Below are 25,891 nucleotides of genomic sequence, written 5' to 3' on the forward strand. Positions count from 1 at the left end.
CATGGCCTCGCCGCTTCGACTGACCTTCCTGGCCGCGCTCCTCCTCGCGGGCTGCGGCGGGCCGCGGGACGTCATCCTGACCGGCACGCGCTATCCGCTGCGTGCCGGCACCTTCTCCAACCCGGAGCCGGTTGCCGCTCCGCGCGGGATCGCGCTGCCCGCGCCGGTCGCGAACGCGGACTGGACGCATCGGGGCGGCGGGCCGGACCACGATCCGGGCCATGTCGCGCTGCCGGGGGCGCTGGCTCTGGCCTTCGCCGTGCCCATCGGCGAGGGGGACAGCCGGGGCGCCCGCATCACGGCCGAGCCGGTCGTGGCCGGTGGTCGCATCTTCACGCTCGACGCCCGCGCGACGGTGAGCGCCTTCTCCACCGGCGGGCAGCTCCTCTGGCGTCGGCCGGTCCTGCCGCCGGACGCCGCCGTGACCGACGCCTCGGGCGGGGGCCTCTCGACCGATGGGTCGGTGGTCTACGTGAGCACCGGCTACGGCCGCCTGACGGCGCTCTCCGCCGCGACCGGCGAGCCGATCTGGACGCAGGACCTCGAAGCGCCGGGTTCCTCCTCGCCCACCATACTGGGCGACACCGTGCTCATCGTGGGGCGCGACAGCCGGGCCTGGGCTCTCGATGCGGCGATGGGCCGCGTCCGCTGGGAGGTGGAGGGCCTGCCCTCGACCGCGACCTGGGCCGGAGGCGCCGGGGTGGCGGCGCGTGGCGACATCGTCGTGCTGCCGCATCCCTCGGGCGAGGTGCGCGGCGTCTTCCCGCAGGGCGGCCTCGTCCGCTGGACGACCGTGGTCGCCGGCAACCGGCAGGGCTCGGCCGCGGCCTATGCCGCGACCGACATCGGCGGCGACCCGGTCCTCGACGGCTCCACCGTCTATGTCGGAACCTTCTCCGGCCGCACCGCCGCCCTCGACATCGAGAACGGCGATACGCTCTGGTCGATCCCTGAGGGGACGCAATCCCCCGTGGCCCCGGCGGCCGATTCCATTTTCCTCGTCAACGACCTGGGCGAGCTCCTTCGCGTGGAGGCCGCGACAGGGGGCGTGATCTGGCGCGTCCGGCTCCCGCAGGCCGAGCACAAGCGCGGCGTCACGGCCTTCTACGGGCCGGTGCTCGCGGGCGGGCGGCTGATCGTCGCCTCCTCGGATGGCCAGCTCCTCCAGTTCGATCCGACCGCCGGCGTGGTGCTGGGCGCGGTGGCGCTGGCTTCGGGCGCCGCCTCGGCCCCTGTCGTGGCGGGCTCGACGCTCTACATCGTGACCGAGGACGGGCGTCTGAACGCCTTCCGCTGAGGGCTTTGGATGACCTTTAGGCTTGCCATCGTCGGCCGTCCCAACGTGGGCAAGTCGACCCTGTTCAACCGCCTCGTGGGGAGGAAGCTCGCGCTGGTGGACGACCAGCCGGGCGTCACGCGCGACCTGCGCGAGGGGCAGGCCCGGCTCGGGCCTCTCCGCTTCACGGTGATCGACAGCGCGGGGCTCGAGGACGCCAACGACGACTCGCTCCAGGGGCGGATGCGGCGCCTGACCGAGAGGGCGGTGGAGGAGGCCGACGTCTGCCTCTTCCTGATCGACGCGCGCCAAGGGGTGACGCCGACCGACGAGGTCTTCGCCGATATCCTGCGGCGCAAGAACGCCCATGTCATCCTCGCCGCCAACAAGGCCGAGGGGAAGGCGGGCGAAGGGGGCTGGATCGAGGCCTTCGGCCTCGGCCTCGGCGAGCCGATCCGCCTCTCGGGCGAGCACGGGGAGGGGATGGAGGACCTGCTCGGCGTCCTGATGCCGCTGGCCGAGGAGTTCGAGGCGGAGGATCGAAACACCGCCGAGCAGGCGCCCGAGACCGACGTGGACCTCGGTTGGTCCGGCGAGGAGACGGAGGAGGACGAGGAGGCGCCGTCCGAGGACTGGCGCCCGACCGAGAGGCGCCCGCTCCAGATCGCGGTGGTGGGACGCCCGAATGCCGGGAAGAGCACCCTCATCAACCGGATCATCGGGGAGGAACGCCTCCTGACCGGGCCCGAGGCGGGCATCACGCGCGACGCCATCTCGATCCCGACGACCTGGGAGGGGACGCCGGTCCGCGTCTTCGACACCGCCGGGATGAGGAAGCGCGCCCGGATCACCGACAAGCTGGAGAAGCTCTCGGTTTCGGACGGGTTGCGTGCCGTGCGCTTCGCCGAGGTGGTGGTGGTGCTCCTCGACGCCGAGACGCCCTTCGAGCAGCAGGACCTGCGGATCGCCGACCTCGCCGAGCGCGAGGGGCGGGCGGTGGTGGTCGCGGTGAACAAGTGGGACCTCGTCCCCGACCGCGAGGCGCGTCTCCAGGCGCTCAAGGAAGCGTTCGAGAGGCTGCTGCCGCAACTCCGGGGAGCGCCGCTGGTGACGGTCTCGGCCCGGACGGGGCGGGGGCTCGACCGGCTGCACGCGGCCATCGTCAAGGCGCACGAGGTCTGGAACCGGCGGGTTTCCACGGCCCAGCTCAACCGCTGGCTCCTCGGCATGACTGAGGCGCACCCGCCACCGGCCCCGGGCGGCCGGCGGATCAAGATGCGCTACATGACGCAGGTGAAGACGCGTCCGCCCGCCTTCGTGGTCATGTCCACCCATCCCGAGGACGTGCCGGCGAGCTATGAGCGGTATCTGGTCAACGGGCTGCGCAACGCCTTCGACCTCGACGGCACGCCGATCCGGCTGGTGCTGCGCGACAGCGGGTCGAAGAACCCGTTCAAGGGTCGCAAGGCCAAGCAGCCCACAGCGCTCGACAAGCACCTGAAGGGATAGGGATGCCGCCGGGGGCCGGACCGCTCCCCGCCCTAATGTCGGACCCTTCATCCCACGGAGACCCTGGTTCATCGGCGCCGGGCAGGAACCGATTGACGCTACGGCACTTCTGGGCGACATTTCGAGCATGAAGCGCATCGCGATCTTCTGCGACGGCACCTGGCTTCGGAACGACTCGGAGCATCCGTCGAATGTCTGGCGACTGGCCCAGGCCATTGTCGCGAAGGCGCCGGACGGGGTCTCGCAGCAGGGCTTCTACTTCCCCGGCGTGGGGGTCGGGCGTGGCTCGGACGAGCTCACCAAGCAGTTCGACAAATGGACGGGCGGGGCCTTCGGCTGGGGCCTCGACCTCAACATCGAGACCGCCTACCGCAAGCTGATGGAGGTCTACGAGCCGAACGACGAGGTCTATGTCTTCGGCTTCTCGCGCGGGGCCTACACGGCTCGCTCGCTCGTGGGCCTGATCCGGCGGGCGGGGCTGATGTCGCCGAAGCACGCGGACCGGGTGTCCGAGGCCATGGATCTCTACCGTCGCCGCATCACGGACGATCCCGGGCGCGACGAGAAGGGCCGCAAGCGGTCGGTGCCGGACCGCCCCGAGTTCCTGAAGTGGCGCGCGACCTATGCCCCGCTCTCGCCGACGAGCGCTTACGAGATCGACTGGCGCGCGGAGAACGGCCTCTTCGTGCCCGATCGCCTCGTGCAGCTCGCCTATCTCGGGGTCTGGGATACCGTGGGCGCGCTCGGGGTTCCGGGATACTTCACCACGGCGCCGCTCTTCAACCGGCGCTACAACTTCCACGACACCGATCTCAGCTCGATGGTGCGCCGCGCGCGCCATGCGGTCGCGGTAGACGAGCGGCGGTTGTCCTTCGCGCCGACGCTCTGGACCAACCTGGCCGAGCTGAACCGCAAGTCGCCCGACCTCAGGACCCGGGGCCTGTCGGCGGATGCGGACCTGTCCGGGGCATTGGCGGACCAGTTGCCCTACCAGCAGGCCTGGTTCCCCGGCGACCACGGCGCCGTCGGCGGAGGGAATGCGACGCTGGGTTTGTCCTCCTATGCCTTGGCCTGGATCGCGGCCGGCGCCGCCAAGGCCGGGCTCGCCCTGGACCCCCCGTTCATGTCGGAGGTCTCCCGGTCGAGGAACATCCGCGACCCGCTGCTCACCCGCGGCACAGCGGGTTTCGGGCGGCTCTGGCAACTCGCGGACCGCGACGGGCCGGACGACCCCACCGTCGTGTCCGAGGCCGCGCGTGAGCGGATCGCCACCTTCGCGGACTACGACCCGCCGACGCTGTCCAAGGTGATGCAGGCGTTCCGCGCCCCGAAAGGCCTCAGGCCAGCTCCCCCGTCGGCGTGATGCGCGTCGCCCCCTTGAGGTAGGGCCGCAGCGCCTCGGGCAGCGTCACGGAGCCATCCTCCTCCTGCCCGTTCTCCAGCACGGCGATCAGCGTTCGGCCGACGGCCAGGCCCGAGCCGTTCAACGTGTGGACGAACTCCGGCTTGCCGCCGCCCTGGGGGCGGTAGCGCGCGTTCATCCGGCGGGCCTGGTAGTCGCCGCAGGTGCTCACGCTGCTGATCTCGCGGTAGCGGTCCTGACCGGGCAGCCAGACCTCAAGGTCGTGCGTCCGTCGCGCGCCCGCGCCCATGTCGCCGGCGCAGAGGACGACGGTGCGGTAGGGCAGGCCCAGCCGCTCCAGGACCGCCTCGGCGCAGCGGGTCATGCGGCGGTGCTCCTCGTCCGAATCCTCGGGGCGGGTCACCGAGACCATCTCGACCTTCTCGAACTGGTGCTGGCGGAGCATCCCCGAGGTGTCGCGCCCGGCGCTCCCCGCCTCGGAGCGGAAGCATTGCGTATGGGCGACGTAGCGGCGCGGGAGAGTCGATTCGTCCACGACCTCGCCGTTGACGAGGTTGGTCAGCGTCACCTCGGCGGTGGGAACGAGCCACCAGCCGTTCGTCGTCGCAAAGGAATCCTCCGCGAACTTGGGGAGCTGGCCGGTGCCCATCATCATCTCGGGCTTCACGAGGACAGGGGTCCAGGTCTCCTGTAGGCCGTGCTCCTCGACGTGGAGGTCGAGCATGAACTGCGCAAGCGCCCGCTGGAGCCGGGCCATCGCACCCTTCAGCACGACGAAGCGGCTGCCCGAGAGCTTGGCGGCGGATTCGAAGTCCATGCCGGCCTTGGCGGCGGGAATGTCGTAATGCTCAAGCGGTTGGAAGGCGAAGCTGCGCGGACTGCCCCAACGGTTGACCTCGAGGTTGTCCGTCTCGTCCTGCCCGTCCGGCACGTCCGGGTAGGGGAGGTTCGGGATCCCCAGAAGCACGTCGAAGAGCTCGGCGTCCTTGAGCTTCGCTTCCTCGGTGAGGCGCGCGACCTCGGCCTTCTTCTCGGCGACCAGCGACCTGAGGCGCGTGAACTCCGCGTCGTCGCCGCGGGCCTTGGCGGCGCCGACCTCCTTGGAGGCGCGGTTCTGTTCCGCCGTGGCGGTCTCGGCGGCGGTGATGCGGGCGCGCCGCTCCTCATCGAGCGCAATTATCGCGGGCGAGGCCGGGGGCAGCCCCCGCCGGGCGAGGGCGGCGTCGAAGGCGGCCGGGTTCTCCCGTATGGCGCGGATGTCGTGCATGGGCCCACTTTCGCAGAAAGAAGTTAAGATCGCGTGAACGGCGCGCTCCCTATGCCCCATCCCCCGTCCGCGCGGAAGGGCCGCACACGCTTCCGCTCTCCTCACGCTGTGGTGCGGTGGACAAGCGGGGGGCTCGCACATATGTTGCCGCGACTTTTCGGGGGGCTCCCCTCCGTCCGCCAAGAAGGACCGCCATGGAAGGCATCGCTTCCCTCGTCCCCCTGATCCTCGTCTTTCTCATCATGTACTTCCTGCTGATCCGTCCGCAGCAGAGGAAGCTCAAGGAGCATCAGGCCCTCGTCTCCGCCCTGCGCCGGGGCGACCAGGTCGTGACCTCCGGCGGGATCGTGGGGCGCGTCACCCGGGTCAAGGACAACGAGAACGAGGTCGAGGTCGAGATCGCCCCCGGCGTCAACGTGCGCGTCGTCCGCAGCACCATCCAAAGCGTGGTCAGCAAGACCGAACCGGCGAAAGCCCCCTCATGATCTTCATCCCCCTCTGGCAACGCCTGATGGTGGCGGCGGTCGTCGTCGCCGCCATCCTCTTCGCGATGCCGAACCTGTTCTACACCCGCGTGGAGCAGGCGAACGACGCCCGCGGCTCCATCGAGGGCGGCATCACCTCGGCCGAGCTCGAGGGTCAGGCCTCTGAATGGCCGTCCTGGCTGCCGTCGCGCCTCATCAACCTCGGTCTCGACCTTCGGGGCGGCGCGCACCTCCTGGCCGAGGTGCAGGTCGCGGACGTCTACGCCTCGCGCATGGATTCGCTCTGGCCCACCCTGCGCGACGCGCTCGCGGCCGAGCGGGACACCGTGGGCTTCGTCACCCGCGAGGACGGCCCGGCGACCGAACTGCGCGTCCGGGTCTCGAACCCCGACGGCGTGGCGCGCGCGCTGGAGATCATCCGCGGCATGGCCCAGCCCGTCGCCTCGCTCACGGGGGGCGGCACCTCGGACATCGAGGCCACGGCCAACGGCGACGTCGTCACCGTCCAGCTCTCCGACGCCGAGAAGGCCGCGACCGACTCGCGCACCGTGGACCAGGCGCTCGAGATCGTGCGCCGCCGCATTGACGAGGCCGGCACCCGCGAGCCCACGATCCTGCGGCAGGGCAACGACCGTATCCTGGTTCAGGTGCCGGGCGCCAAGTCGGCGCAGGAGGTCATCGACCTCATCGGCACCACGGCGCAACTGACGTTCAACCCGGTGGTGAACATCACCTCCAACCCGAACGCCGACCCCGGCACGGGCAACGTCCTCGTCCCCTCCTCCGAGCAGCCGGGGACCTACTACATCCTCGAGCGCGCGCCCGTGGTGACGGGCGAGGACCTGACCAACTCGCAGCCGTCGTTCGACCAGAACGGGCGGCCCGCCGTCAGCTTCCAGTTCGACCCGACCGGCGCCCGCGCCTTCGGCGAATACACCGGCCAGCACATCGGCGAGCCCTTCGCCATCGTCCTCGACAACGAGGTGATCTCGGCCCCGACGATCCAGAGCGCCATCCCCGGCGGCTCGGGCATCATCACCGGCAGCTTCACCACCGAGGAGTCGACCAACCTCGCCGTGCTGCTGCGGGCGGGCGCCCTGCCGGCCAAGCTCAACATCCTCGAGCAGCGGACCATCGGGCCCGAGCTCGGCGCCGACTCGATCCAGGCGGGGAAGAACGCGGCCTATGCGGCGGCCGTGCTGGTGGTCCTGTTCATGATTGCCTCCTACGGCTTCTTCGGCTTCATCGCCGTGGTCGCGCTGGCCATCAACATCGTGATGATCTTCGCGCTCCTGTCGATCCTGGGGGCGACGCTGACGCTGCCCGGCATCGCCGGCATCGTGCTCACCATGGGCCAGGCGGTGGACGCCAACGTCCTCATCTACGAGCGGATGCGCGAGGAGCTGCGGCGCGGCGCGAGCCCGGTGAAGGCGATCCAGGAAGGCTTCGCCAAGGCCCACTCCGCGATCCTCGACGCCAACGTCACGACCTTCATCGTCGCGGCCATCATGTTCTTCGTCGGCACCGGCACGGTGCGCGGCTTCGCCGTCACGCTCGCGATGGGCGTGGTGACCACCATGCTCACGGGCGTCTTCGTGTCGCGCGTGCTCGTCACGCTCTGGTTCAACCGGGCCAGACCCAAGACCATCACCGTGTGAGGCCCCGAAATGGCTTGGCGACTGCGGCTCGCGTCGTAAAGACCAACATCGACTTCTTCCGCCTCCAGTGGATCACGTTCGGCCTGTCGGCCTTCCTGATCGCGGCGTCATTCGTGTGCTTCCTGACGCTGGGGTTCAACTTCGGCATCGACTTCAAGGGCGGCACCACCATCCGCACCGAATCGAGCCAACCCGTCGACGTGGGCGCCTACCGGCAGGCGCTCGAAGGGCTGGGGCTCGGCGACGTGACGATCACCGAGGTCTTCGACCCGACCTTCGCGGCGGACCAGCACGTGGCCCAGGTCCGCATCGCGGCCCAGGAAGGGCAGGAGGCGGTGACGCAGGACACCATCGCGCAGGTCGAGGACGCGCTGCGCGGCGTGGACCAGCAGGTCACCTTCCCGGCGGTCGAATCGGTCGGTCCCAAGGTTTCCGGCGAGCTCATCAGGACGGCGTTCCTCTCGGTCGCGGGCGCCTGCCTCGGCATCGGGCTCTACATCTGGATGCGGTTCGAGTGGCAGTACTCGCTCGGCACCATCGTGGCGCTGCTCCATGACGTGATCGTCACGGCGGGTATCTTCTCGCTCTTCCAGCTCAAGTTCGACCTGACCATCGTGGCGGCGCTGCTGACCATCCTCGGCTACTCGGTCAACGATACGGTGGTGGTGTTCGACCGGCTGCGGGAGAACCTTCTGAAGTACAAGACGATGCCGCTCCGGGACGTGATGAACCTCTCGGTCAACGAGACGCTGGGGCGGACGCTGGTCACCTCGGGCACGACGCTGCTGGCGCTGATCCCTCTCCTCATCTTCGGGGGCGACGTGATCCGGGGCTTCATCTTCGCGATGACCTTCGGCGTCTTCGTGGGGACCTACTCCTCGGTCTACGTGGCCAAGAACATCGTCCTCTGGATCGGGCTGCCGCGTGGCGAGAAGGCCAAGAAGGCCTCGCGCAACGAGTTCGCGGACATCGACGCCTAGGTCATGCAGCTCAACGAGATGCGCTTTCCCGATGCCCTGCCCCGTGGACAGCTACGGGCCGGGCTTCTTCCGCGTGGGCGGGGAGGTCATCCGGGGGCCGCTCCTGATCCTGCCCGACTCGGGGGTGCGCGCCTGGGGCGGCTGGGAGGACACGGCGCTGATCCTCGCCGAGGCGAAGCGGCTCGACGTGCTCTTCGTCGGCACGGGGGCCGAGATGGCCTACCTGCCTCCGGGCTTCCGCGCCGTGACGAACGATGTGGGCCTCGGCGTGGAGCCCATGCCCACGCCCGCCGCCTGCCGCACCTACAACGTGCTCCTCTCGGAGGGGCGGCGCGTCGGCATCGCGCTGTTCCCGGTGTGAGCCTCAGGGTCGAGGGTCTTTCGGTTGCCCGGGGTGGGGTGCCAGTCCTCGACGGACTGTCCTTCACGGTCGAGCCGGGGCAGGCGCTGGTCCTGCGTGGGCCCAACGGGGCGGGCAAGACGACGCTCCTGCGGGTGCTGGCCGGACTCGCGCCGCCTCTCGCGGGGCGCGTGGAGATGCCGCCCGAAAGCGCGGCCTATGCGAGCCACGCCGATGGCATCAAGGCGACCCTCTCCGTCCGGGAGAACCTGCGGTTCTGGGCGGACCTCTACGCGCGGCCCTGGGCCGAGGGGGTGCTCGACGACTTCGATCTGCGGAGCCTCGCGCATCGTCCGGCCGGAACGCTCTCCGCCGGCCAGTCCCGCCGCCTGGGCCTCGCGAGGCTTGGGGTGATCGGGCGTCCGATCCTGCTCCTCGACGAGCCCACGGTATCGCTCGACGCCGCCTCGGTCGCGCGCTTCGCCGGATGGCTGCGCGAGAGGCATCTCGCCTCGGGCGGCCTCGCGGTGATCGCCACCCATGTGCCGCTCGGCCTCGACGCGCCCGAATTCGATCTCTCCCGCTTCCGCGCCGACCCAATGGTCGCGGGGCAGGGGAGCGACGCGGCTTTTCTCTGATGGTCATTCTTCTGGCCACAAATATCCCGGGGGAGCCCCCGAAGGGGGTGGGGACAGAGCCCCCCTCACGGGTGACTCCATGAAGGCCCTCCTCCTCCGCGACCTGCGCCTCGCCGTTCGCGCCGGCGGCGGCTTCGGCCTCTCGCTGGCCTTCTTCCTGATCGTCACCGTCCTCGTCCCCTTCGCCGTGGGACCCGAGGCCGACACCTTGTCCCGCATCGGGCCGGGCGTGCTCTGGGTCGGCGCGCTCCTGGCCACGCTCCTGTCGCTCGATCGCCAGTTCGCGCTCGACCACGAGGACGGGGCGCTGCCGCTCATCGCCACCTCGCCGCTTCCCCTGGAGGCCGTCGCGCTGGCCAAGGCCGTGGCCCACTGGCTTACCACCGGCCTGCCGCTCACGCTGGCCGCCGCGCCGCTGGGCATCCTCCTGAATCTCGAAGGCGCGTCCTTCCCCTGGCTCGTGCTGACGCTCGCCCTCGGCACCCCGGCGCTGTCGGTGATCGGCACCTTCGGGGCGGCGCTCACGGTGGGGATCAAGCGCGGCGGGCTGCTCCTGTCCCTTCTCGTCCTGCCGCTTTATGTCCCGACCCTCATCTTCGGGGCCGAAGCCGCGCGGCGCGGCGCCATGGGGCTGGAGGTCGCCACGCCGCTCCTGATGCTGGCGGGGATCACGCTCGGCGCGCTGGCCCTGCTGCCCTTCGCCGCAGGGGCGGTCCTGAGGATCAACCTCCGCTGATCGGGCATTGAGACGAAGGGCCTCAGTGACTATTGAAGCCCAATGTCGATCTGGGAATACGCCAACCCCAAGAAGTTCATCGCCACGACGGCCCCGGTGATCCCCTGGGCCTTCGGGGGGGCGATCCTGTGCATCGTCGTCGGCCTGATCTGGGGCTTCTTCCTGACGCCCGACGCGGACCGCTTCGGCTCGACCGTCAAGATCATCTACCTCCACGTCCCCTCGGCCATGATCGCCATCAACGGCTGGATCATGATGCTGGTGGCCTCGCTGATCTGGCTGATCCGCCGCCACCACGTCAGTGCGCTCGCCGCCAAGGCCGCCGCGCCCGTGGGCATGGTGATGACGCTGATCGCGCTCTGGACCGGCGCGGTCTGGGGGCAGCCGATGTGGGGCACGTGGTGGGCCTGGGACCCGCGCCTCACGTCCTTCCTGATCCTGTTCCTCTTCTACCTGGGCTACGTCGCGCTCTGGGAGGCGATCCCGGACCCGGACCAGGCGGCGGACCTGACCTCGGTTCTCTGTCTCGTCGGCTCGGTCTTCGCGCTCCTGTCCCGTTACGCCGTGTATTTCTGGAACCAGGGCCTCCACCAGGGCGCGACGCTGTCGATGGACTCCGAGCAGCACATCGCGGACGTGTTCTGGGTTCCCCTCGTCGTCTGCATCGCCGGGTTCATCCTTCTCTTCGTCGCGCTCGTCCTGATGCGCACCGGCACGGAGATCCGCCTCCGCCGTCTCCGCGCCCTGGAGCGCCAGGCGCAGAGGGCCGCCGCATGACCCTGGAGCTCGGGAAATATGCGTCCGAGGTCCTCTCGGCCTATGGCGTGAGCCTCGCCCTCCTCGTCGGCCTCTCCGGCTGGAGCTGGCGTCGCTACCGGCGCGTCAAGGCCGAGATGGAGCGCGTCGAGAGGGGTCGCGATGGCTAGGATCTCGCCCTTCGTCCTGATCCCGCCGGTGATCTTCGCGGCGCTGGCCGGCCTCTTCGCCTCGGCCATGTACACGAGGGACGCCGGGCAGCAGCAGCTTCCCTCGGCGCTGGTGGGCCAGGCCGCCCCGACCTTGCCGGAGGGGACGCTCCCCGGCCTCCCGGCGCTCGACCCGGCGGTGCTGGCGGATGGGAACGTCAAGCTCGTGAACTTCTTCGCCTCGTGGTGCGCCCCCTGCCGGGTCGAGGCGCCGCAGCTCCTGGCGCTGGCGGGCGAGGGGATCCCGATCTACGGAATCGCCTACAAGGACGATCCCGCCAAGGCGGCGGGGTTCCTGCAGGACGTGGGCAACCCCTACGAGGCGACGGGGACGGACCCCGACGGGCGCACGGCGGTGAACTGGGGCATCTACGGCGTGCCCGAGACCTTCGTGGTCGATGGCGATGGCAAGGTCGTCGCCCGCCTCGCCGAGCCGCTGACCGAGGACGCGCTGCAACGCCGTCTCCGCCCCGCGCTCGAAGCGGCGGGTGCATCCGCGAACTGACCTTTTGGAGCGGCGAATTGCGCCGGAATCGTGGTATCCTCCTGAAAACGCAACAGGGAGGATGACATGAGGATCGTGTTGGGCACGGGGCTTCTGGCGCTCGCCGCCGGGGGCGCTTGGGCGGAGCCCTCGCTCGAACGGGGGACCTACCTCGTCGAAGGGCCGATGGGCTGCGGCAACTGCCACACGCCGCTGGGGCCGACCGGCGAGGTCGCCGGGCAGGAGCTCTCGGGTCGGATCGTGGAGCAGAACGATCTCTACACCGCCATCGCGCCCAACATCACGCCCGCCGGGGATGTCGCCAACTGGTCGGACGAGGAGCTGGCCCGCGCGATCCGCGAGGGCATCCGGCCGAACGAGCGGGTCATCGGGCCGCCCATGCCGATCCACCTCTACCGCCGCCTTTCGGACGATGACGTGATGAGCGTGGTGATGTATCTGCGGCAGGTCCCGGCCGTGGAGAATGATCCGGGCGAGAGCACCTACAACATCCCGCTGCCCCCGAACTACGGCCCGCCGGTGGACCATGTGGAGGCCATCCCGGCCGGCGTGACGGTCGAATACGGCGAATACCTCGCAGGCCCCATCGCGCATTGCGTCGAGTGCCACTCGCCCATGGGTCCACAGGGACCGGAGACCGACACGCGCACGGGTGGCGGAGGGATGGAGTTCAAGGGACCCTGGGGCGTGGTGGTGGCGCCGCCCATCTATGGCGCGGCGCTGGAGCACCTGACGGACGCCGACCTCGACGGAATGATCCGGCACGGGCAGCGTCCGACCGGCACGCCGATGAACCCGCCGATGCCCTATGCCCATTTCGCGAAGATGACCGACGACGACCTCGCCGCGATCATCCTATACCTGCGCCAGCTTCCCGAGCCGCCGGCCGGATGATGGAAGGGGCGCCCTGGGAAAGGGCGCCCGCTCGCGGCCTCAGGCCGCCTTGGCGAGGTTGCGCAGCACGTAGTGCAGCACGCCGCCATTCTGGATGTACTCGATCTCCACGGCGGTATCGATCCGGCAGCGGAGCGTGACGTCGCGCCTAGAGCCGTCCGCGTATTCGATGATCGCCGGGACCAGCATCCGGGGCGTCACGGTGTCGAGGCCGCCGATGGAGACCTTCTCGTCGCCCTTCAGGCCCAAGGTCTTGCGGGTCATTCCTTCCGTGAACTCGAAGGGAATGACCCCCATGCCCACGAGGTTCGAGCGGTGGATGCGCTCGAAGCTCTCGGCGATGACCGCCTTGACGCCCAGCAGCGCGGTCCCCTTGGCCGCCCAGTCCCGCGACGACCCCGCGCCGTATTCCTGTCCGGCGAAGATCACCAGGGGGGTGCCCTGCGACTGGTAGGCCATCGCCGCGTCGTAGATCGAGGTCTGCTTGCCGTCGGGGCCGAGCGTGTAGCCGCCCTCCACGCCGTCCAGCATCTCGTTCTTGATGCGGATGTTGGCGAAGGTGCCGCGCATCATCACCTCGTGGTTGCCGCGACGGCTTCCGTAGGAGTTGAACTCCCGCACCGGGACCTGCCGCTCTACGAGGTAGCGGCCGGCGGGCGTCGTCTCCTTGAAGGAGCCGGCGGGCGAGATGTGGTCGGTCGTCACCATGTCGCCCAGGATGGCGAGGGTCCGCGCCTGGAGGATGTTGCCGATCGAGCCCTTTTCGCGCCCCATGCCTTTGAAGTAGGGCGGGTTCTGGATGTAGGTCGAGGAGGGCGGCCAGTCGTAGGTCTCCCCGCCCGAGACGGCGACGGCCTGCCAGCGCTCGTCGCCCTTGAAGACGTCGGCGTACTTGGACTGGAACGCCTCGCGCGTGACGGTCCGCTCCACCAGCTCGGCGATCTCGGCCTGGGTGGGCCAGAGGTCCTTCAGATACACGTCCCGCCCGTCCGGCGCCGTGGCGATCACGCCATTCGCGATGTCGCAGTCCATGTCCCCGGCCAGCGCATAGACCACCACGAGCGGCGGCGAGGCGAGATAGTTCGCCCGCACATCGGGTGAGATGCGCCCCTCGAAGTTGCGGTTGCCCGAGAGCACCGACACGGCGACGAGGTCGTTCTCGTTGATCGCCTGGCTGATCTCGGGCTGGAGCGGCCCGGAGTTGCCGATGCAGGTCGTGCAGCCATAGCCCACGAGATTGAAGCCGATCGCGTCGAGGTCCTCCTGGAGCCCGGCGGCCTCCAGATACGCGGATACCACCTGCGACCCGGGCGCGAGCGAGGTCTTGACCCAGGGCTTGCGGGTCAGGCCGAGCTGCCGCGCCTTCCGCGCCACCAGCCCCGCGCCGATCATGACGTAGGGGTTCGACGTGTTGGTGCAGGAGGTGATCGAGGCGATCACCACTGCGCCGTCCGAGATCGTGTAGTCCTCGCCCGCGACCTTGATGCCGGTCTTGTGGGGAACGCCCTTGCGGTAGTCGCTCACCACCTTGAAGAAGCTCTCGGAGGACTGGGTCAGCGGCGTGTGGTCCTGCGGACGCTTCGGGCCCGAGACGGCGGGCACGACCTCGCCCATGTCGAGGTGCAGGGTCGAGCTGTAGATCGGCTCGTAGTCCGCGCCGCGCCAGAAGCCGTTCTCCTTGGCATAGGCCTCGACGAGGGCGATCCGCGCCTCGTCCCGGCCGGTCATGTGCAGGTAGCGCAGCGTCTCCTGGTCGATGGGGAAGAAGCCGCAGGTCGCGCCGTATTCCGGCGCCATGTTCCCGATGGTCGCCCGGTCGGCGAGCGGCAGGTGGTCGAGCCCCTCGCCGTAGAACTCCACGAACTTGCCGACCACGCCGTGCTGGCGGAGCATCTGCACCACCTTCAGCACGAGGTCCGTGGCCGTCGTTCCCTCGCGCAGCCGGCCCGTCAGCTTGAAGCCCACGACCTCGGGGATGAGCATGGAGACCGGCTGCCCCAGCATCGCCGCCTCGGCCTCGATTCCGCCCACGCCCCAGCCCAGGACCGCCGCGCCGTTGACCATGGTCGTGTGCGAGTCGGTGCCCACCAGCGTGTCGGGATAGGCGACCTCGGCCCCGGTCTGGTCGGTGTCGGTCCAGACGACCTGCGCGAGGTACTCGAGGTTCACCTGGTGGCAGATGCCCGTCCCCGGCGGCACCACGCGGAAGTTGCGGAATGCGGTCTGGCCCCACTTGAGGAACTGGTAGCGCTCGATGTTGCGCTCGTATTCCCGCTCCACGTTCATCTGGAAGGCGCGGGGGTTGCCGAACTCGTCGATCATGACCGAGTGGTCGATCACGAGGTCCACGGGATTCAGCGGGTTGATCTTCTGCGCGTCGCCGCCCAGCCCGATGATCCCGTCGCGCATCGCGGCGAGGTCCACGACCGCCGGCACGCCCGTGAAGTCCTGCATCAGCACGCGGGCGGGGCGGTAGTTGATCTCGCGGTCCGCGCGCCCGCCATTTGCGGCCCAGTCCCCGAAGGCCTTGATGTCGTCCAGCGACACCGAGAAGCCCCCATCCTCGAATCGCAGCAGGTTCTCGAGCACGACCTTCAGCGCGGCGGGCAGGCGGGCGAACTGGCCCAGGCCGGCCTCCTCGGCGGCGGGGATCGAGAAATAGGCGTAGTCACGTCCCCCGACGGTCAGCGTGCGACGCACGCCGGCGCTGTCGTGGCCTGCTTGGATGGGCATCTGGCTAATCCTTCTGGTGTCCCGTCCCCATATGGGGGCCGTGGTCGGCGGTTTGTATACCATTGCACACAAAGGAGGGAAAGCCCTCTCCCAGGGCTGGCAGGCCGCACCGCGCGAGGCGAGGAGGCTTGCGGCGCGGCCTCTCGCAATTCATTGATTGGCGCGGCGTGAGGGGCTCCCGTAAGCCCGGAGTCACGACCAAGAGGCCAGGCGAACCCCAATGCGACTGATTCCGGCGACCGGCCTCTCGGCCCTTGCGATGCTGATGCCCGGCCTGTCGCACGCCGAATCCAAGCTTCCCATCGTGGTCGAGCTCTTTACCTCCCAAGGCTGCTCCTCCTGCCCGCCGGCGGACTCCATGCTGGGCGACCTGTCCAAGATGGACAACGTGATCGCCCTCGCGCTGCACGTCGACTACTGGGACTACATCGGCTGGCCCGACACCTTCGCCTCGGCCAACCACACCGCCCGGCAGGAGGCCTATGCGCGCGCGGCGGGCGAGCGGATGGTCTACACGCCCCAGATCATCGTCAACGGAGAGGACCGCCTGGTCGGCGGCGACACCTTCGCCGTCATGGAAAGCCTGCAGGCCCATGCCGATGCCACGACGCCCGTGGACCTGCACCTCTCGCGCGAGGGGGACGAGATCCGCATCGAGGCCGCGCCCACCCACCTTGCCCATCCGCTCGACGTGATGCTGGTGCGCTACGTCCCCGAGGACGAGGTCGTCATCACCGGGGGCGAGAACGCGGGCCTCACCATGGCCTACCACAACATCGTCACCTCGTGGGAGCATCTGGGCCACTGGGACGGGCGGGAGCCCCTGGCCCTCGACCATTCGGTCGAGGGGACGCAGCCCGTCGTGGTCCTCCTCCAGGAGCCCGGGCCCGGGCCCATCCGCGCGGCGGCCAAGCTCGATCACTGAGGGGGTGCCCCCTTCCAGCGGCGGTGCACCCAGAACCACTGGCCCGGATGCGCCGCGACCCGCGCCTCGAGCCGGCGCGTCGCTTCCTCCATCATGGCGAGCGGGGTGCCGTGGGGGATCGGTTCCTCCAGCACCGTGTCGAAGCTCAGCCCGTCCGGCTGCCGGATGCCCCAGTAGGGCAGGAGCAGCGCGTCGTAGCGGAGCGCGAGGTCGGCCGCCGTGGTCGCCGTCAGCGCCGGGCGCCCCAGGAAGGGAATCGGCACCCCGTCCCAGTCGTGCAGGTCGAAGAGGATCGTCGCCATACCGCCCCCCGCGAGGTGGCGCACGAAGCCCAGCGTCCCCCGCCGCCCCTTGGGGAACGCCGGCCCCGAGACCTCGGCCATGGTCGCGGCGTAGTGGGCGTTCACGTAGGGGTTGCTCATCTCGCGATAGAGCCCGCCCACGCGGCAGCCGAGCCGCGTGAGGACGTGACGCGGCGCCTCGTGGTTGCCGAAATGTCCCGTCAGGAACAGCACCGGCCGCCCCCTGGCGCGCGCCTCCTCCAGATGCGGCAGGCCCCCGCCCGTCAGCGGCGTCGTGGCCAGCCGGGTGCCCAGCTCCCGCCAGGAGTAGTTCTCGATCAGCGTGCGCCCGAAGTTGTCGAGCGCCCCTTCCGCCACATTGCGTCGCTCCGCCTCCGGCCAGTCGGGCCGGACGAGCGCGAGATTCTCCAGCGCCCGGCGCCGATAGCCCGCGAGCGGCCCCGCGACCCGGCGCGCGACCCCGCCGAAGAAGGCGACGCGCCGGGGATAGGGCATCGCCATGGCCGCCCCGATGGCTCCGCGCAACGCGAGGTCCACGAGCCGGTCGGTCGTGCTGCCCTGGACGGCGGGCGTGGAGGCGCTCTCGGGCATGGTCGGGGACCTCGGACGAGTCCGAGCGGCATAGGGCGTCACCCGCGGCCTGCCAAGTCCGGAGCCGCCCGTGCGGGCGGTCTCGTCGCCGTCCTCCGCACGGGCTCACGGCGCCGCCTGCCCGTCCTCGTCCTCCACGAGCTCCAACTCGCCCAGGGCTACGCGCTCGCGCACGGCGGCGAGGATGGCGGCCTGCGCGGATTCGGCCTCGGCGGGCTTGATCCGGTCGAAGGTGGCGATCTCCTCGCGGATCGATTCGGCCAGCCGCTGCGGCAGGCTGGCCAGCAGGAAGGCGGCGGCCGCGACCTCGTCCTCCTTGCCCTTCTGCGCGGCGGCGAGCGCCAGGGCGGCGACCCTCGGCTCAATGGCGCGCAGGACCTTGGGCACGTCCGCCGCCTTGAGCCGACGGGGCAGGTGGGCGAAGGTGAAGATCGCCTTGCGCACCTCGGCCGCGAAGGCCTTGTCCTCGGCATCGAGCCCTCCCAGCACCTCCTCCCGCGTGGCGGGCGGGGAGGAGTTGAGGATCGCGCCCAGCCGTTCGCCCGGGGCCTGAGGGAAGGCCGGGGCAGGGGTGCCGCAATGCTCCTCGGCCAGGGCGCGGCCGATTCGCCGGACGGCGTCGGGCGTGACCTTGGCGGTGCGCGAGACGGACAGCGTGATCCGCCGCGCCTGCGGTCCCGGGAGCTTGCCCAGCACCTCGGCGGCCTTGGCGACCGGCAGCTTGGACAGGGCCACCGCCGCGACCTCCACGCTCTCTCGCGCGAGCGCGGCGGCGAGGTCCGCCGTCCCCAGCGCGGCCATGGCGGCCCAGGGGTCCGAGCCGTGCCGCTTCGCCGCCTCCGCCTTGAGGCGCGCCAGGGCGGCGGGGCTGATATGGCCCGACATCGCCTCCAGCGCCGCGTCCTCGCCCGAGGGAGGCGCGAGGCCCACGCCCTCCAGCGCGTCGGAGAACTCCCCGATCACGGCGTCCAGCGTGGCGCGGTCCACCAGCGGGAGCTGCCCCATCTCGCGCGTCAGCGCGACCTGCGCATCCTCCGGCAGCGCCGAGAGCGGCGGGCGAAGCCCGTCCGAGAGCAGGAAGCGCACGACGATGGCAGCCTTGCGCCGCTGGTCGAGCGCGGCGTCACTGGAGCGAATCATGGGGTCCCCCGGGGCACGTCACCCCGGCAGCATCGCCTCAATCCGTTACCATTCGGTTGAGGACGCCCTCAGCCGGTGACGATGGGCACGCAAGAGCTGGTCTCGGGGTTCCACTGCATCCCTTCGGCGCAGGACATGGCCTGCTGGTCGTGGTGCCCCTGGCATTCGGCCCAGGCGGCGAGCGGGGAGGCGACAAGGACGAGGAGAAGGACGAGGCGCGTCATGACGGGGGTCTCCCTGGACGGATCGCGACCCGAATCTAGCACGAACCGGCCCCCGGACAGCCCGGCCCGGCGATCACGGCTGCGTGAAGGCGACGGACAGGCTGCGGAGCGCCTCGCGCGTCTCTGGCGAGAGGGGCATGGCCGAGGCGGTGGCCTCGTGGAGCCGCAGCATGAGCGCCCGAGTGGTCTCCTTCTCCTCGGGCGTGAAGTCTCGATCGCCGCGCGCGAAGCTCGCGAGCGACTGGCTGCCCCCCCGCTCCAGGCTGATCGCGAAGCCGTGGACGATCCCATGCGCCCGCGCCCTCTCGAAGACGCCGGCGGGGTCGCGGTCCTTCAATTCCTCCCAGGAGATCATCCCCCGGTTCTCGGCCGCCCAGCCGATGGTCGGGTCCTGCATCACGAGCCCCCCGTGGGAGTATTCGGCGAGCCACGCGACCGGGTAGGTCTGGAACATCAGCGTCGGGGTCTGGTAGCGGACATGGAGTCCGATCGCGAAGCCGGCCGGCGCCAGCGCCATCAACGCGAGCAACAGATCGGGAATGTCCAATTTCTCGTGCATGGGAAAGCTTTATTCTCTTTCGGGTTGCTCTCGCAATGCGTCAAGCGCTATGAAATCGGAAACAGACGGGGCGAACCGGATGTATGTGGAAAGGTTGGACAAGGCGAAGGACGGGGCTTATTCCCGCCGGGATGGATCCTGCCCGCCCGTGGAGGACATTCTCTCCATCGACCTCCCCGCGCTCGCGAACGCCGGCTACTACATCGCCCTCCGCATCGGCTTCGCCTTTCCCAAGGAGGAAGTGAACGCCCTCCCCCCCGCCTGGATCGAGCGGTACACCCGCGAAGGCTACATGATGTCGGACCCGGTGCTCCGCTGGATCTACGACGGCGAAGGGCTCTGCCGCTGGAGCGCCGTCCCCTTCCCGGATCCGCGCGGGATCATGGCGGCCGCCCGCCTGCATGGCCTGGTCCACGGCGTGGCCGTCTCGCTGCGGGACTCCGCTCCGTCGGGCCAGCGCAGCTTCGGCTCCTTCGCCCGGTCCGACCGGGAGTTCACGGACCTCGAGGCCCAGGCGCTGCTGGCCTATGTGCGGGCCCGCCACGACGCGCTCTCGCCGCCCCGCAACATCACCCGGGCCGAGCTCGAGGCGCTCCGCCTCATCAAGAACGGCCAGCGCCTCAAGCAGATCGCCCATCTGCTCGGCGTGAGCGAGGGGGCGGTGAAGCAGAGGCTCAAGAACGCGCGCCTCAAGCTCGACGCCAAGACGGGCGCCGAGGCGATTTCCCGCGCGGCCGCATTCGGGCTGATCTGAATCGGGCGCAGTGGATCAACGCGGCGTCATTGCCACGGTCGAGCCCATTCCGAAACTGAACCATCGGACCGAATGGCGCGCCATTCGGGCTGGCCCCATTTCGGTCGCCACAGGTCTCCGTCAGCCCTCGCCGAACACCCTGCGAAAGATCGTGTCCACGTGCTTGAGGTGATAGCCGAGGTCGAACTTCTCTTCGATCTCCTCGGGCGGGAGGGCGGCCGTGACCTCGGGGTCCTTCAGCAGCTCCTCCTTGAAGTCCGCCCCCTGCTCCCAGACCTTCATCGCGTTCCGCTGCACGAGCCGATAGGCGTCCTCCCGGCTCACCCCCGCCTGCGTGAGCGCCAGAAGCACCCGCTGGCTCATCACCAGCCCGCGGAACTTGTTCATGTTCCGCATCATGTTCTCGGGGTAGACCACCAGCCGCTCGACCACGCCGGCCAGCCGGTGCAGCGCGAAGTCCAGCGTCACCGTCGCGTCCGGCCCGATGGCCCGCTCCACGGACGAATGGCTGATGTCCCGCTCGTGCCAGAGCGCGACGTTCTCGAGCGCCGGCGTCACCGCGCTCCGCACCAGCCGCGCGAGGCCGGTCAGGTTCTCGGTCAGCACCGGGGTTCCTCTTGTGCGGCATCGCCGAGGATCCCTTCTGGCCGGGCGAGAAATACTCCTCCGCCTCCAGCACCTCGGTCCGCTGCATGTGGCGGATCTCGATGGCGACGTTCTCGATGCTGCTGGCGATCACGCCCAGCGTGGCGAAGAACATCGCGTGCCGGTCGCGGGGAATGACCTGCGTGCTGACGGGCTCGGGCTTCAGGCCCATCATCCGGCAGACGTGCTCCTCCACGTAAGGCTCGACGTTGGCGAAGGTGCCGACCGCGCCGGAGATGGCCCCCGTCGCGACTTCGTCCCGCGCGCGGGCCAGCCGTTCGCGGTTGCGGTCCATCTCCGCGTGGAAGCGCGCGAAGGTCAGGCCCATGGTCGTGGGCTCGGCGTGGATGCCGTGGCTGCGCCCGATCCGCGGGGTCATCCTGTGCTCGAAGGCCCGCGCCTTCAGCGCCGCGCAGACCCGGTCGAGGCCCACGCGCAGCAGGTCCGCCGCCCGGCAGAGCTGCACGTTCAGGCAGGTGTCGAGCACGTCCGAGCTCGTCATCCCCTGGTGGACGAAGCGCGCCTCGTCCTGGCCGATGATCTCGCCCAGATGGGTCAGGAAGGCGATCACGTCGTGCTTGGTCACCGCCTCGATCTCGTCGATGCGCGCGACATCGAAGGTCGCGTCCCTGGCTTTCCACACCGCCTCGGCGTTCGCCTTGGGGATCACGCCCAGCTCGGCCTGCGCGTCGCAGGCGTGCGCCTCGATCTCGAACCAGATCCGGAAGCGGGTCTCGGGGGACCAGATGGCGACCATCTCGGGGCGGGAGTAGCGGGGGATCATGGCGGGTCTCCTTGCGTCAGCGCCCTGTAGGGCGGGCGCCCCGCCGCCACAACTCCGTTTCTTGCCGGACAGGCACCCTGCGCGCTAAAGCCTGCCCCACCATGCTCACCCTCGCGGATTTCGCCGGCACCTGGCGCCTCCACCGGACCATCGAGGACCATCTCGGCCCGCCCGGCCGGTTCGAGGGAGTGGCCTCCCTCCGGCCCGAGGGGGACGGCCTGCGCTACCGCGAGGACGGTGTCCTGCGCCTCGGCGACGGCCCGGCGATGGCGGCTCATCGGGACTACCTCTGGCACCATGCGGGCGACCTGATCGAGGTCCGCTTCCCCGACGGCCGGCCCTTCCACGCCTTTCGCCCGGAGGGTTGCGCCCCCGGCACCGACCACCCCTGCGGACTCGACCTCTACCGCGTGACCTACGACGTCACGGCGTGGCCGGCCTGGGGCACGGAGTGGGTCGTGACCGGGCCCGCCAAGGATTATCGGATGCGGTCCGCCTATCGGCGAGCGTAACAACTTGCGCGGGATCGGCCCTTGCGTCAGAACGACACGAACGGGAGACAAAAGGGGGGAACCTCCATATGGCGCAAGGCATCACCCAGGCGGACTGGCCCGTCCTGGCCGAGATCGGCAGCGACGAGGACGGCGCGGCCCGCCTCGCGCGGCAGGCCATGTTCGTGGCGCTCGGGATCGCCGGCCTGACGCTCGCGGCGCAGGTGCAGGTGCCGGTGCCGCCCTCGCCGGTGCCGGTGAACCTCGGGACCTTCGCCGTGCTGTCGATCGGCGCCGCCTACGGGCCCCGGCTCGGCCTCGTGACGATCCTGGGCTACATGCTCCTGGGAATGCTCGGCGCCGACGTCTTCGCCAGCTCCACGGCCGAGAACAACGGCCTCCACTACATGATGGGCGCGTCGGGCGGCTACCTCCTGGGCTACGTGCTGGCCACCGTCCTCCTCGGCACGCTCGCGCGGCGCGGCTGGGATCGGAGCGTGGGTCTGATGGCCTTCGCCATGCTCCTCGGCAACGTCGCGATCTACATTCCGGGCATCGCCTGGATCGATCACGTCATCGCCGCTGGCGCCTTCGACCCGGCCAAATACGCCACCGTCTGGGACCAGACCCTGGCCTGGGGCTTCACCCCCTACCTGATCGGCGACGCCATCAAGCTCGCGCTCGCCGCGCTCATCTTCCCGACGGTCTGGCGCCTCGTGGGCACTGCGCGGGCCTGAGGCACGGAAAGGCGCAGGGCTCATCCACCTGGCGGCCGGGGACCCCCCCGGCCGTTCTCGTTCCTGGGGCAGGCCCTCCACAGGCCGATCGGCGCCTTGCACCTGCCCTCCGCAGTGAGGGACTCGGCTCCCGGCCCTGGTTGCAAGCTCCCAGCCTCCAAGCCCTGCCTCAGCCCCCGCAGGCCTTCGCGCGTCGCTGGGGACCGCTGCCCCTGCGCATCCTGGCCCCTGAGATGGAAACGAAGGGCCTGGATCCGGGCTCGGCACGATGCCCGACGGGCAGTCCGTCGGGGAGCTCACGACCGGCGTTCCGGTGGTGTCGTCCTCAGGGCGGGCTGGCTCGCAAAGGCGTCGGAGATGCCTTCGCCAAAGCGATGTCGCGGGCCGGGTCCCCTGTCCGACCCGCCCGCGACCCGCCTCGGCTCTCCCCTCGCCTCAGATCGTTCGCGACAGGACGTCCTGGACGATGCCCATGCCACCCAGCGCCTGCACGACGCTGACGCCCACCCCCGTCAGCGCCATGGCCCGCGCGCTGGTCGTGAGGTTGGCCCCGCGCGAGAGGCTGTAGATCATCATCGCCGCGCCCACCGGAAGCAGGACGACCATGAGCGTGGCGTCGATCAGATGGGCAGCAAGCCGCAGGGCCGCGGAGGGCGCAGACTCGGTCCTGCGGGCGTCCAAGCCCGAGAGGTCCACCTCCGGCAGGTCCAGGCCTGCGGGGACGCCCACGCTCTCCACCCAGCCCGCGCGACGGGCGTCGAGGGTCGCATCCACCTTGGCCACCAGTCGGGGGAGGTCGTCCAGGTCGACGAAGTGGCGCGGCGGTGGGCGGTGCTCCCGCTCGGCCTCCCGGCGGGCGGCCAGGGCCTCGATGCTCCGCTCCAGGAACTCGGGGGTCGCGATCTCGTGGCTCTCGGTCCAGATCGTCTCGGCGGGCGTGGAGCGGGCGGCAAGGCGATCGGCGATCAGCCGCGCCAGCACCGCCTGACGCCGTGCGAGCCGCGCGTCGCCCTGATCCCCGGGGCCGAATCCCACCGTCACCGTGATGGCCGCGGCGCCGGCCGTGTCTAGGTTCTCCGCCATCGCGACCGAGATCCGCGACGCCCCCGCGTCGATCACCGCCAGCCCGTCGCGCTCCAGCGTCGTCCGCCGTTCCCCCGCGCCGGCGCCGGCCAGGGCGGAGTCCAGCTCCGCCACCAGTCGCTCGAAGTCGAGCGACGGCCGGGTGGGATAGAGAAGCTGTCCGACCGTGGTCTTCGAGCGAAGGGGGGCGTTCATCGCGAAGCTCCTTAAGGGTGGAAACAGACGACTCGGCACGCTGCGGTTCTCGCTTTCCAGTTGGGCCAGTGTTCGAACGAATTAAGGACTTTCTGCGATGCGGCCCCTTTCCATTGCCCGGATTCAGTCACAATCCCCGGCTGCATGTAACAACCCAAGGGAGAGTCTACTGGGGATAGTTTGTTTCCAGGATGGAACCTGCCGAAAAGGGCGTTTCGGAATGGAAAAAGGGCGCCCCCGAAAGGGCGCCCTCCAATCCTGTCCGGGAGATTCGCGTTAAGGGCGAATCAGCAGGAATAGTACATCTTGTATTCCACCGGGTGCGGCGTGTGCTCGAAGGCGTAGACCTCCTCCCACTTCAGCGCCATGTAGCCCTCGAGCTGGTCGCGGGTGAACACGTCGCCCTGGAGCAGGAACTCGTGGTCCTTCTCCAGCTCCTGCAGCGCTTCCCGCAGGCTCCCGCAGACGGTCGGGATCTGCGCCAGCTCTTCGGGCGGCAGGTCGTAGAGGTCCTTGTCCGAGGCCGGGCCGGGGTCGATGCGGTTCTTGATGCCGTCGATGCCGGCCATCAGCAGCGCCGAGAAGGCGAGGTAGGGGTTCGCGGACGGGTCGGGGAAGCGGGCCTCGACGCGCTTGGCCTTGGGCGATTCGGACCACGGGATCCGGATCGCGCCGGACCGGTTGCGGGCCGAGTAGGCGCGCAGCACGGGGGCCTCGAAGCCGGGGATCAGGCGCTTGTAGCTGTTGGTCCCGGGGTTGGTGATCGCGTTCAGCGCCTTGGCGTGCTTCAGGATGCCGCCGATGAACCACAGCGCCTCCTGCGAGAGATCGGCGTACTTGTCGCCGGCGAACAGGGGCTTCCCGTCCTTCCAGATCGACATGTTGACGTGCATCCCCGAGCCGTTGTCGCCCGCGATGGGCTTGGGCATGAAGGTCGCGGTCTTGCCATAGGCCTGGGCGACGTTGTGGATGACGTACTTGTACTTCTGCATCTCGTCGGCCTGCTTGGTCAGCGTGCCGAAGATGATGCCCAGCTCGTGCTGCGTGGAGGCGACCTCGTGGTGGTGCTTGTCCACCTTCATGCCCATCCGCTTCATCGTGGAGAGCATCTCGGACCGCAGGTCCTGCGCGTCGTCCAGCGGCGGGACGGGGAAGTAGCCGCCCTTGATGCCCGGACGGTGGCCGGTGTTGCCGCCCTCGAACTCGCGGTCGCTGTTCCAGGCCGCGTCGACGCCGTCCACCTGGAACGACACCTTGTTCATGGTGACGCTGAAGCGCACGTCGTCGAAGATGAAGAACTCGGCCTCGGGGCCCATGAAGGCGGTGTCGCCGATGCCGGTGGACTTCAGGTACTGCTCGGCCTTGACGGCGGTGCCGCGCGGGTCGCGCGAGTAGGGCTCGCCGGTGTCGGGCTCGACGACGTTGCAGTGCACGCAGATCGTCTTCTCGGCGAAGAACGGGTCGACATAGGCCGACTCGACGTCGAGCATCAGCTTCATGTCGGACTGGTCGATCGACTTCCAGCCGGCGATGGACGAGCCATCGAACATGAAGCCTTCCTCGATGAAGTCGGCGTCCACGAGGTCCGACACGATGGTGACGTGCTGGAGCTTGCCGCGCGGGTCGGTGAAGCGGATGTCGACGTATTCCGCCTCCTCCGAGGAGATGAGGTCGAGAAGCTTGTTGGCCATTTTCCCGTTGCTTTCCCTTCGTGTCCGTTCGGGCGTTCCCGCCCCTGTCCTGTGTCTGCGCTAGAGGGCGTCGTCGCCGGCTTCGCCGGTCCGGATGCGGATCGCCTGCTCGACGGGCGAGACGAAGATCTTGCCGTCGCCGATCTTGCCGGTGTTCGCCGACTGGACGATCGCGTCGATGGCGCGCTCGACCTGCTCGTCGGGGAGCACGACCTCGATCTTCACCTTGGGCAGGAAGTCCACGACGTATTCCGCGCCGCGATAGAGCTCCGTATGCCCCTTCTGGCGGCCGAAGCCCTTCACCTCGACGACGCTCAGCCCCTGGACGCCCGCCTCCTGGAGGGCCTCCTTGACCTCGTCGAGCTTGAACGGCTTGATGATCGCCTCGATCTTCTTCATGCGCCTGCCCCTCGTTCCGGAG

The 25,891-nt window shown here is 69.6% G+C and carries 25 protein-coding genes and 2 pseudogenes; 17 read left to right on the forward strand and 10 right to left on the reverse strand.

From position 1 onward, the window contains the following. The first annotated feature begins 1 nt into the window (after nucleotide 1). The 3 genes from RUMESO_RS08085 to RUMESO_RS08095 all read left to right on the forward strand — a co-directional run bounded on the left by RUMESO_RS08085 (nucleotide 2) and on the right by RUMESO_RS08095 (nucleotide 4,148). The gene (locus tag RUMESO_RS08085) at nucleotides 2-1,297 is read left to right on the forward strand and encodes a PQQ-like beta-propeller repeat protein (protein ID WP_037279515.1); all 1,296 of its coding nucleotides are present in this window, start codon (nucleotides 2-4) and stop codon (nucleotides 1,295-1,297) included. A 9-nt stretch (nucleotides 1,298-1,306) separates the two neighbouring features. Beyond that, on the forward strand, nucleotides 1,307-2,785 hold the full coding sequence (der, locus tag RUMESO_RS08090; protein WP_037279517.1) for a ribosome biogenesis GTPase Der: 1,479 nt from the start codon (nucleotides 1,307-1,309) through the stop codon (nucleotides 2,783-2,785). 127 nt (nucleotides 2,786-2,912) lie between these two features. Further along, nucleotides 2,913-4,148 (forward strand): DUF2235 domain-containing protein, encoded by a 1,236-nt coding sequence (locus RUMESO_RS08095; protein WP_051521130.1) that lies wholly within the window; start codon nucleotides 2,913-2,915, stop codon nucleotides 4,146-4,148. On the opposite strand, the gene serS is transcribed toward RUMESO_RS08095, so the two are convergent. After that, on the reverse strand, nucleotides 4,123-5,415 hold the full coding sequence (serS, locus tag RUMESO_RS08100) for a serine--tRNA ligase (protein WP_037279519.1): 1,293 nt from the start codon (nucleotides 5,413-5,415) through the stop codon (nucleotides 4,123-4,125). The two genes, RUMESO_RS08095 and serS, sit on opposite strands and share 26 nt — an antisense overlap. A gap of 194 nt (nucleotides 5,416-5,609) precedes the next feature. Between serS and yajC the strand changes: the two genes are divergently transcribed. The 10 genes and pseudogenes from yajC to RUMESO_RS08150 all read left to right on the forward strand — a co-directional run bounded on the left by yajC (nucleotide 5,610) and on the right by RUMESO_RS08150 (nucleotide 12,616). Further along, a complete protein-coding gene (gene yajC, locus RUMESO_RS08105) occupies nucleotides 5,610-5,900 on the forward strand; it encodes a preprotein translocase subunit YajC (protein ID WP_037279521.1) in 291 nt (96 codons plus the stop codon). After that, on the forward strand, nucleotides 5,897-7,558 hold the full coding sequence (gene secD, locus RUMESO_RS08110; RefSeq protein WP_037279523.1) for a protein translocase subunit SecD: 1,662 nt from the start codon (nucleotides 5,897-5,899) through the stop codon (nucleotides 7,556-7,558). The genes yajC and secD overlap by 4 nt, the downstream gene beginning before the upstream one ends. Before the next feature lie 9 nt (nucleotides 7,559-7,567). Beyond that, nucleotides 7,568-8,538 (forward strand): annotated as a pseudogene (secF, locus tag RUMESO_RS08115) (protein translocase subunit SecF). 31 nt (nucleotides 8,539-8,569) lie between these two features. After that, entirely contained in the window at nucleotides 8,570-8,899 is a 330-nt protein-coding gene (locus RUMESO_RS27010) for an Mth938-like domain-containing protein (protein ID WP_342670747.1), read from the forward strand. Then, nucleotides 8,896-9,516, forward strand: coding sequence for a heme ABC exporter ATP-binding protein CcmA (ccmA, locus tag RUMESO_RS27015; RefSeq protein ID WP_037279525.1), 621 nt, complete (start codon nucleotides 8,896-8,898; stop codon nucleotides 9,514-9,516). The genes RUMESO_RS27010 and ccmA overlap by 4 nt, the downstream gene beginning before the upstream one ends. A 79-nt stretch (nucleotides 9,517-9,595) precedes the next feature. After that, the gene (gene ccmB, locus RUMESO_RS08130) at nucleotides 9,596-10,252 is read left to right on the forward strand and encodes a heme exporter protein CcmB (RefSeq protein WP_037279527.1); all 657 of its coding nucleotides are present in this window, start codon (nucleotides 9,596-9,598) and stop codon (nucleotides 10,250-10,252) included. Between the two features lie 42 nt (nucleotides 10,253-10,294). Beyond that, a complete protein-coding gene (locus RUMESO_RS08135) occupies nucleotides 10,295-11,029 on the forward strand; it encodes a heme ABC transporter permease (RefSeq protein WP_037279529.1) in 735 nt (244 codons plus the stop codon). Then, nucleotides 11,026-11,178: a heme exporter protein CcmD gene (gene ccmD, locus RUMESO_RS08140; protein WP_055725559.1), complete on the forward strand. Its 153-nt coding sequence runs from the start codon at nucleotides 11,026-11,028 to the stop codon at nucleotides 11,176-11,178. Before RUMESO_RS08135 ends, ccmD begins: the two co-directional genes overlap by 4 nt. Beyond that, complete coding sequence (locus RUMESO_RS08145) at nucleotides 11,171-11,722, forward strand: DsbE family thiol:disulfide interchange protein (RefSeq protein WP_037279530.1); 552 nt, start codon at nucleotides 11,171-11,173, stop codon at nucleotides 11,720-11,722. The genes ccmD and RUMESO_RS08145 overlap by 8 nt, the downstream gene beginning before the upstream one ends. A gap of 66 nt (nucleotides 11,723-11,788) precedes the next feature. Beyond that, a complete protein-coding gene (locus tag RUMESO_RS08150; protein ID WP_037279531.1) occupies nucleotides 11,789-12,616 on the forward strand; it encodes a c-type cytochrome in 828 nt (275 codons plus the stop codon). A gap of 39 nt (nucleotides 12,617-12,655) precedes the next feature. Here RUMESO_RS08150 and acnA read toward each other — a convergent pair whose 3' ends face one another. Continuing rightward, complete coding sequence (gene acnA / locus RUMESO_RS08155; RefSeq protein ID WP_037279532.1) at nucleotides 12,656-15,349, reverse strand: aconitate hydratase AcnA; 2,694 nt, start codon at nucleotides 15,347-15,349, stop codon at nucleotides 12,656-12,658. A gap of 220 nt (nucleotides 15,350-15,569) precedes the next feature. Between acnA and RUMESO_RS08160 the strand changes: the two genes are divergently transcribed. Beyond that, nucleotides 15,570-16,274 (forward strand): DUF1223 domain-containing protein, encoded by a 705-nt coding sequence (locus RUMESO_RS08160; RefSeq protein WP_037279533.1) that lies wholly within the window; start codon nucleotides 15,570-15,572, stop codon nucleotides 16,272-16,274. Here RUMESO_RS08160 and RUMESO_RS08165 read toward each other — a convergent pair. From RUMESO_RS08165 to RUMESO_RS08175, 4 genes are all read right to left on the reverse strand, one after another. Further along, a complete protein-coding gene (locus RUMESO_RS08165; RefSeq protein WP_037279534.1) occupies nucleotides 16,268-17,167 on the reverse strand; it encodes a lysophospholipid acyltransferase family protein in 900 nt (299 codons plus the stop codon). The genes RUMESO_RS08160 and RUMESO_RS08165 overlap by 7 nt on opposite strands. Nucleotides 17,168-17,272: 105 nt before the next feature. Then, on the reverse strand, nucleotides 17,273-18,307 hold the full coding sequence (locus RUMESO_RS08170; protein ID WP_037279535.1) for a FliG C-terminal domain-containing protein: 1,035 nt from the start codon (nucleotides 18,305-18,307) through the stop codon (nucleotides 17,273-17,275). A 68-nt stretch (nucleotides 18,308-18,375) separates the two neighbouring features. Continuing rightward, complete coding sequence (locus tag RUMESO_RS25690) at nucleotides 18,376-18,531, reverse strand: hypothetical protein (RefSeq protein ID WP_169791147.1); 156 nt, start codon at nucleotides 18,529-18,531, stop codon at nucleotides 18,376-18,378. Between the two features lie 73 nt (nucleotides 18,532-18,604). Then, a complete protein-coding gene (locus RUMESO_RS08175) occupies nucleotides 18,605-19,090 on the reverse strand; it encodes an autoinducer binding domain-containing protein (protein ID WP_051521131.1) in 486 nt (161 codons plus the stop codon). Between the two features lie 148 nt (nucleotides 19,091-19,238). Here RUMESO_RS08175 and RUMESO_RS08180 point away from each other — a divergent pair, with 148 nt between their 5' ends. Beyond that, on the forward strand, nucleotides 19,239-19,844 hold the full coding sequence (locus tag RUMESO_RS08180; RefSeq protein ID WP_037279536.1) for an autoinducer binding domain-containing protein: 606 nt from the start codon (nucleotides 19,239-19,241) through the stop codon (nucleotides 19,842-19,844). 120 nt (nucleotides 19,845-19,964) lie between these two features. Here RUMESO_RS08180 and purB read toward each other — a convergent pair. Beyond that, nucleotides 19,965-21,273, reverse strand: a pseudogene (gene purB / locus RUMESO_RS08185) (adenylosuccinate lyase). Nucleotides 21,274-21,374: 101 nt separating this feature from the next. Here purB and RUMESO_RS08190 point away from each other — a divergent pair. Both RUMESO_RS08190 and RUMESO_RS08195 read left to right on the forward strand, forming a co-directional pair. Continuing rightward, a complete protein-coding gene (locus RUMESO_RS08190) occupies nucleotides 21,375-21,785 on the forward strand; it encodes a DUF6314 family protein (RefSeq protein WP_037279538.1) in 411 nt (136 codons plus the stop codon). Between the two features lie 68 nt (nucleotides 21,786-21,853). Continuing rightward, nucleotides 21,854-22,501, forward strand: coding sequence for a biotin transporter BioY (locus RUMESO_RS08195; RefSeq protein WP_037279540.1), 648 nt, complete (start codon nucleotides 21,854-21,856; stop codon nucleotides 22,499-22,501). 435 nt (nucleotides 22,502-22,936) lie between these two features. Here RUMESO_RS08195 and RUMESO_RS08200 read toward each other — a convergent pair whose 3' ends face one another. The 3 genes from RUMESO_RS08200 to RUMESO_RS08210 all read right to left on the reverse strand — a co-directional run bounded on the left by RUMESO_RS08200 (nucleotide 22,937) and on the right by RUMESO_RS08210 (nucleotide 25,869). Then, nucleotides 22,937-23,779, reverse strand: coding sequence for a hypothetical protein (locus RUMESO_RS08200; protein ID WP_037279543.1), 843 nt, complete (start codon nucleotides 23,777-23,779; stop codon nucleotides 22,937-22,939). A 287-nt stretch (nucleotides 23,780-24,066) separates the two neighbouring features. Further along, a complete protein-coding gene (gene glnA, locus RUMESO_RS08205; protein WP_037279545.1) occupies nucleotides 24,067-25,470 on the reverse strand; it encodes a type I glutamate--ammonia ligase in 1,404 nt (467 codons plus the stop codon). 60 nt (nucleotides 25,471-25,530) lie between these two features. Continuing rightward, nucleotides 25,531-25,869: a P-II family nitrogen regulator gene (locus tag RUMESO_RS08210; RefSeq protein ID WP_037279546.1), complete on the reverse strand. Its 339-nt coding sequence runs from the start codon at nucleotides 25,867-25,869 to the stop codon at nucleotides 25,531-25,533. Between the last annotated feature and the right edge of the window lie 22 nt (nucleotides 25,870-25,891).

The organism is Rubellimicrobium mesophilum DSM 19309 (assembly GCF_000600335.2).
In the GTDB taxonomy this organism is placed as follows: domain Bacteria; phylum Pseudomonadota; class Alphaproteobacteria; order Rhodobacterales; family Rhodobacteraceae; genus Rubellimicrobium; species Rubellimicrobium mesophilum.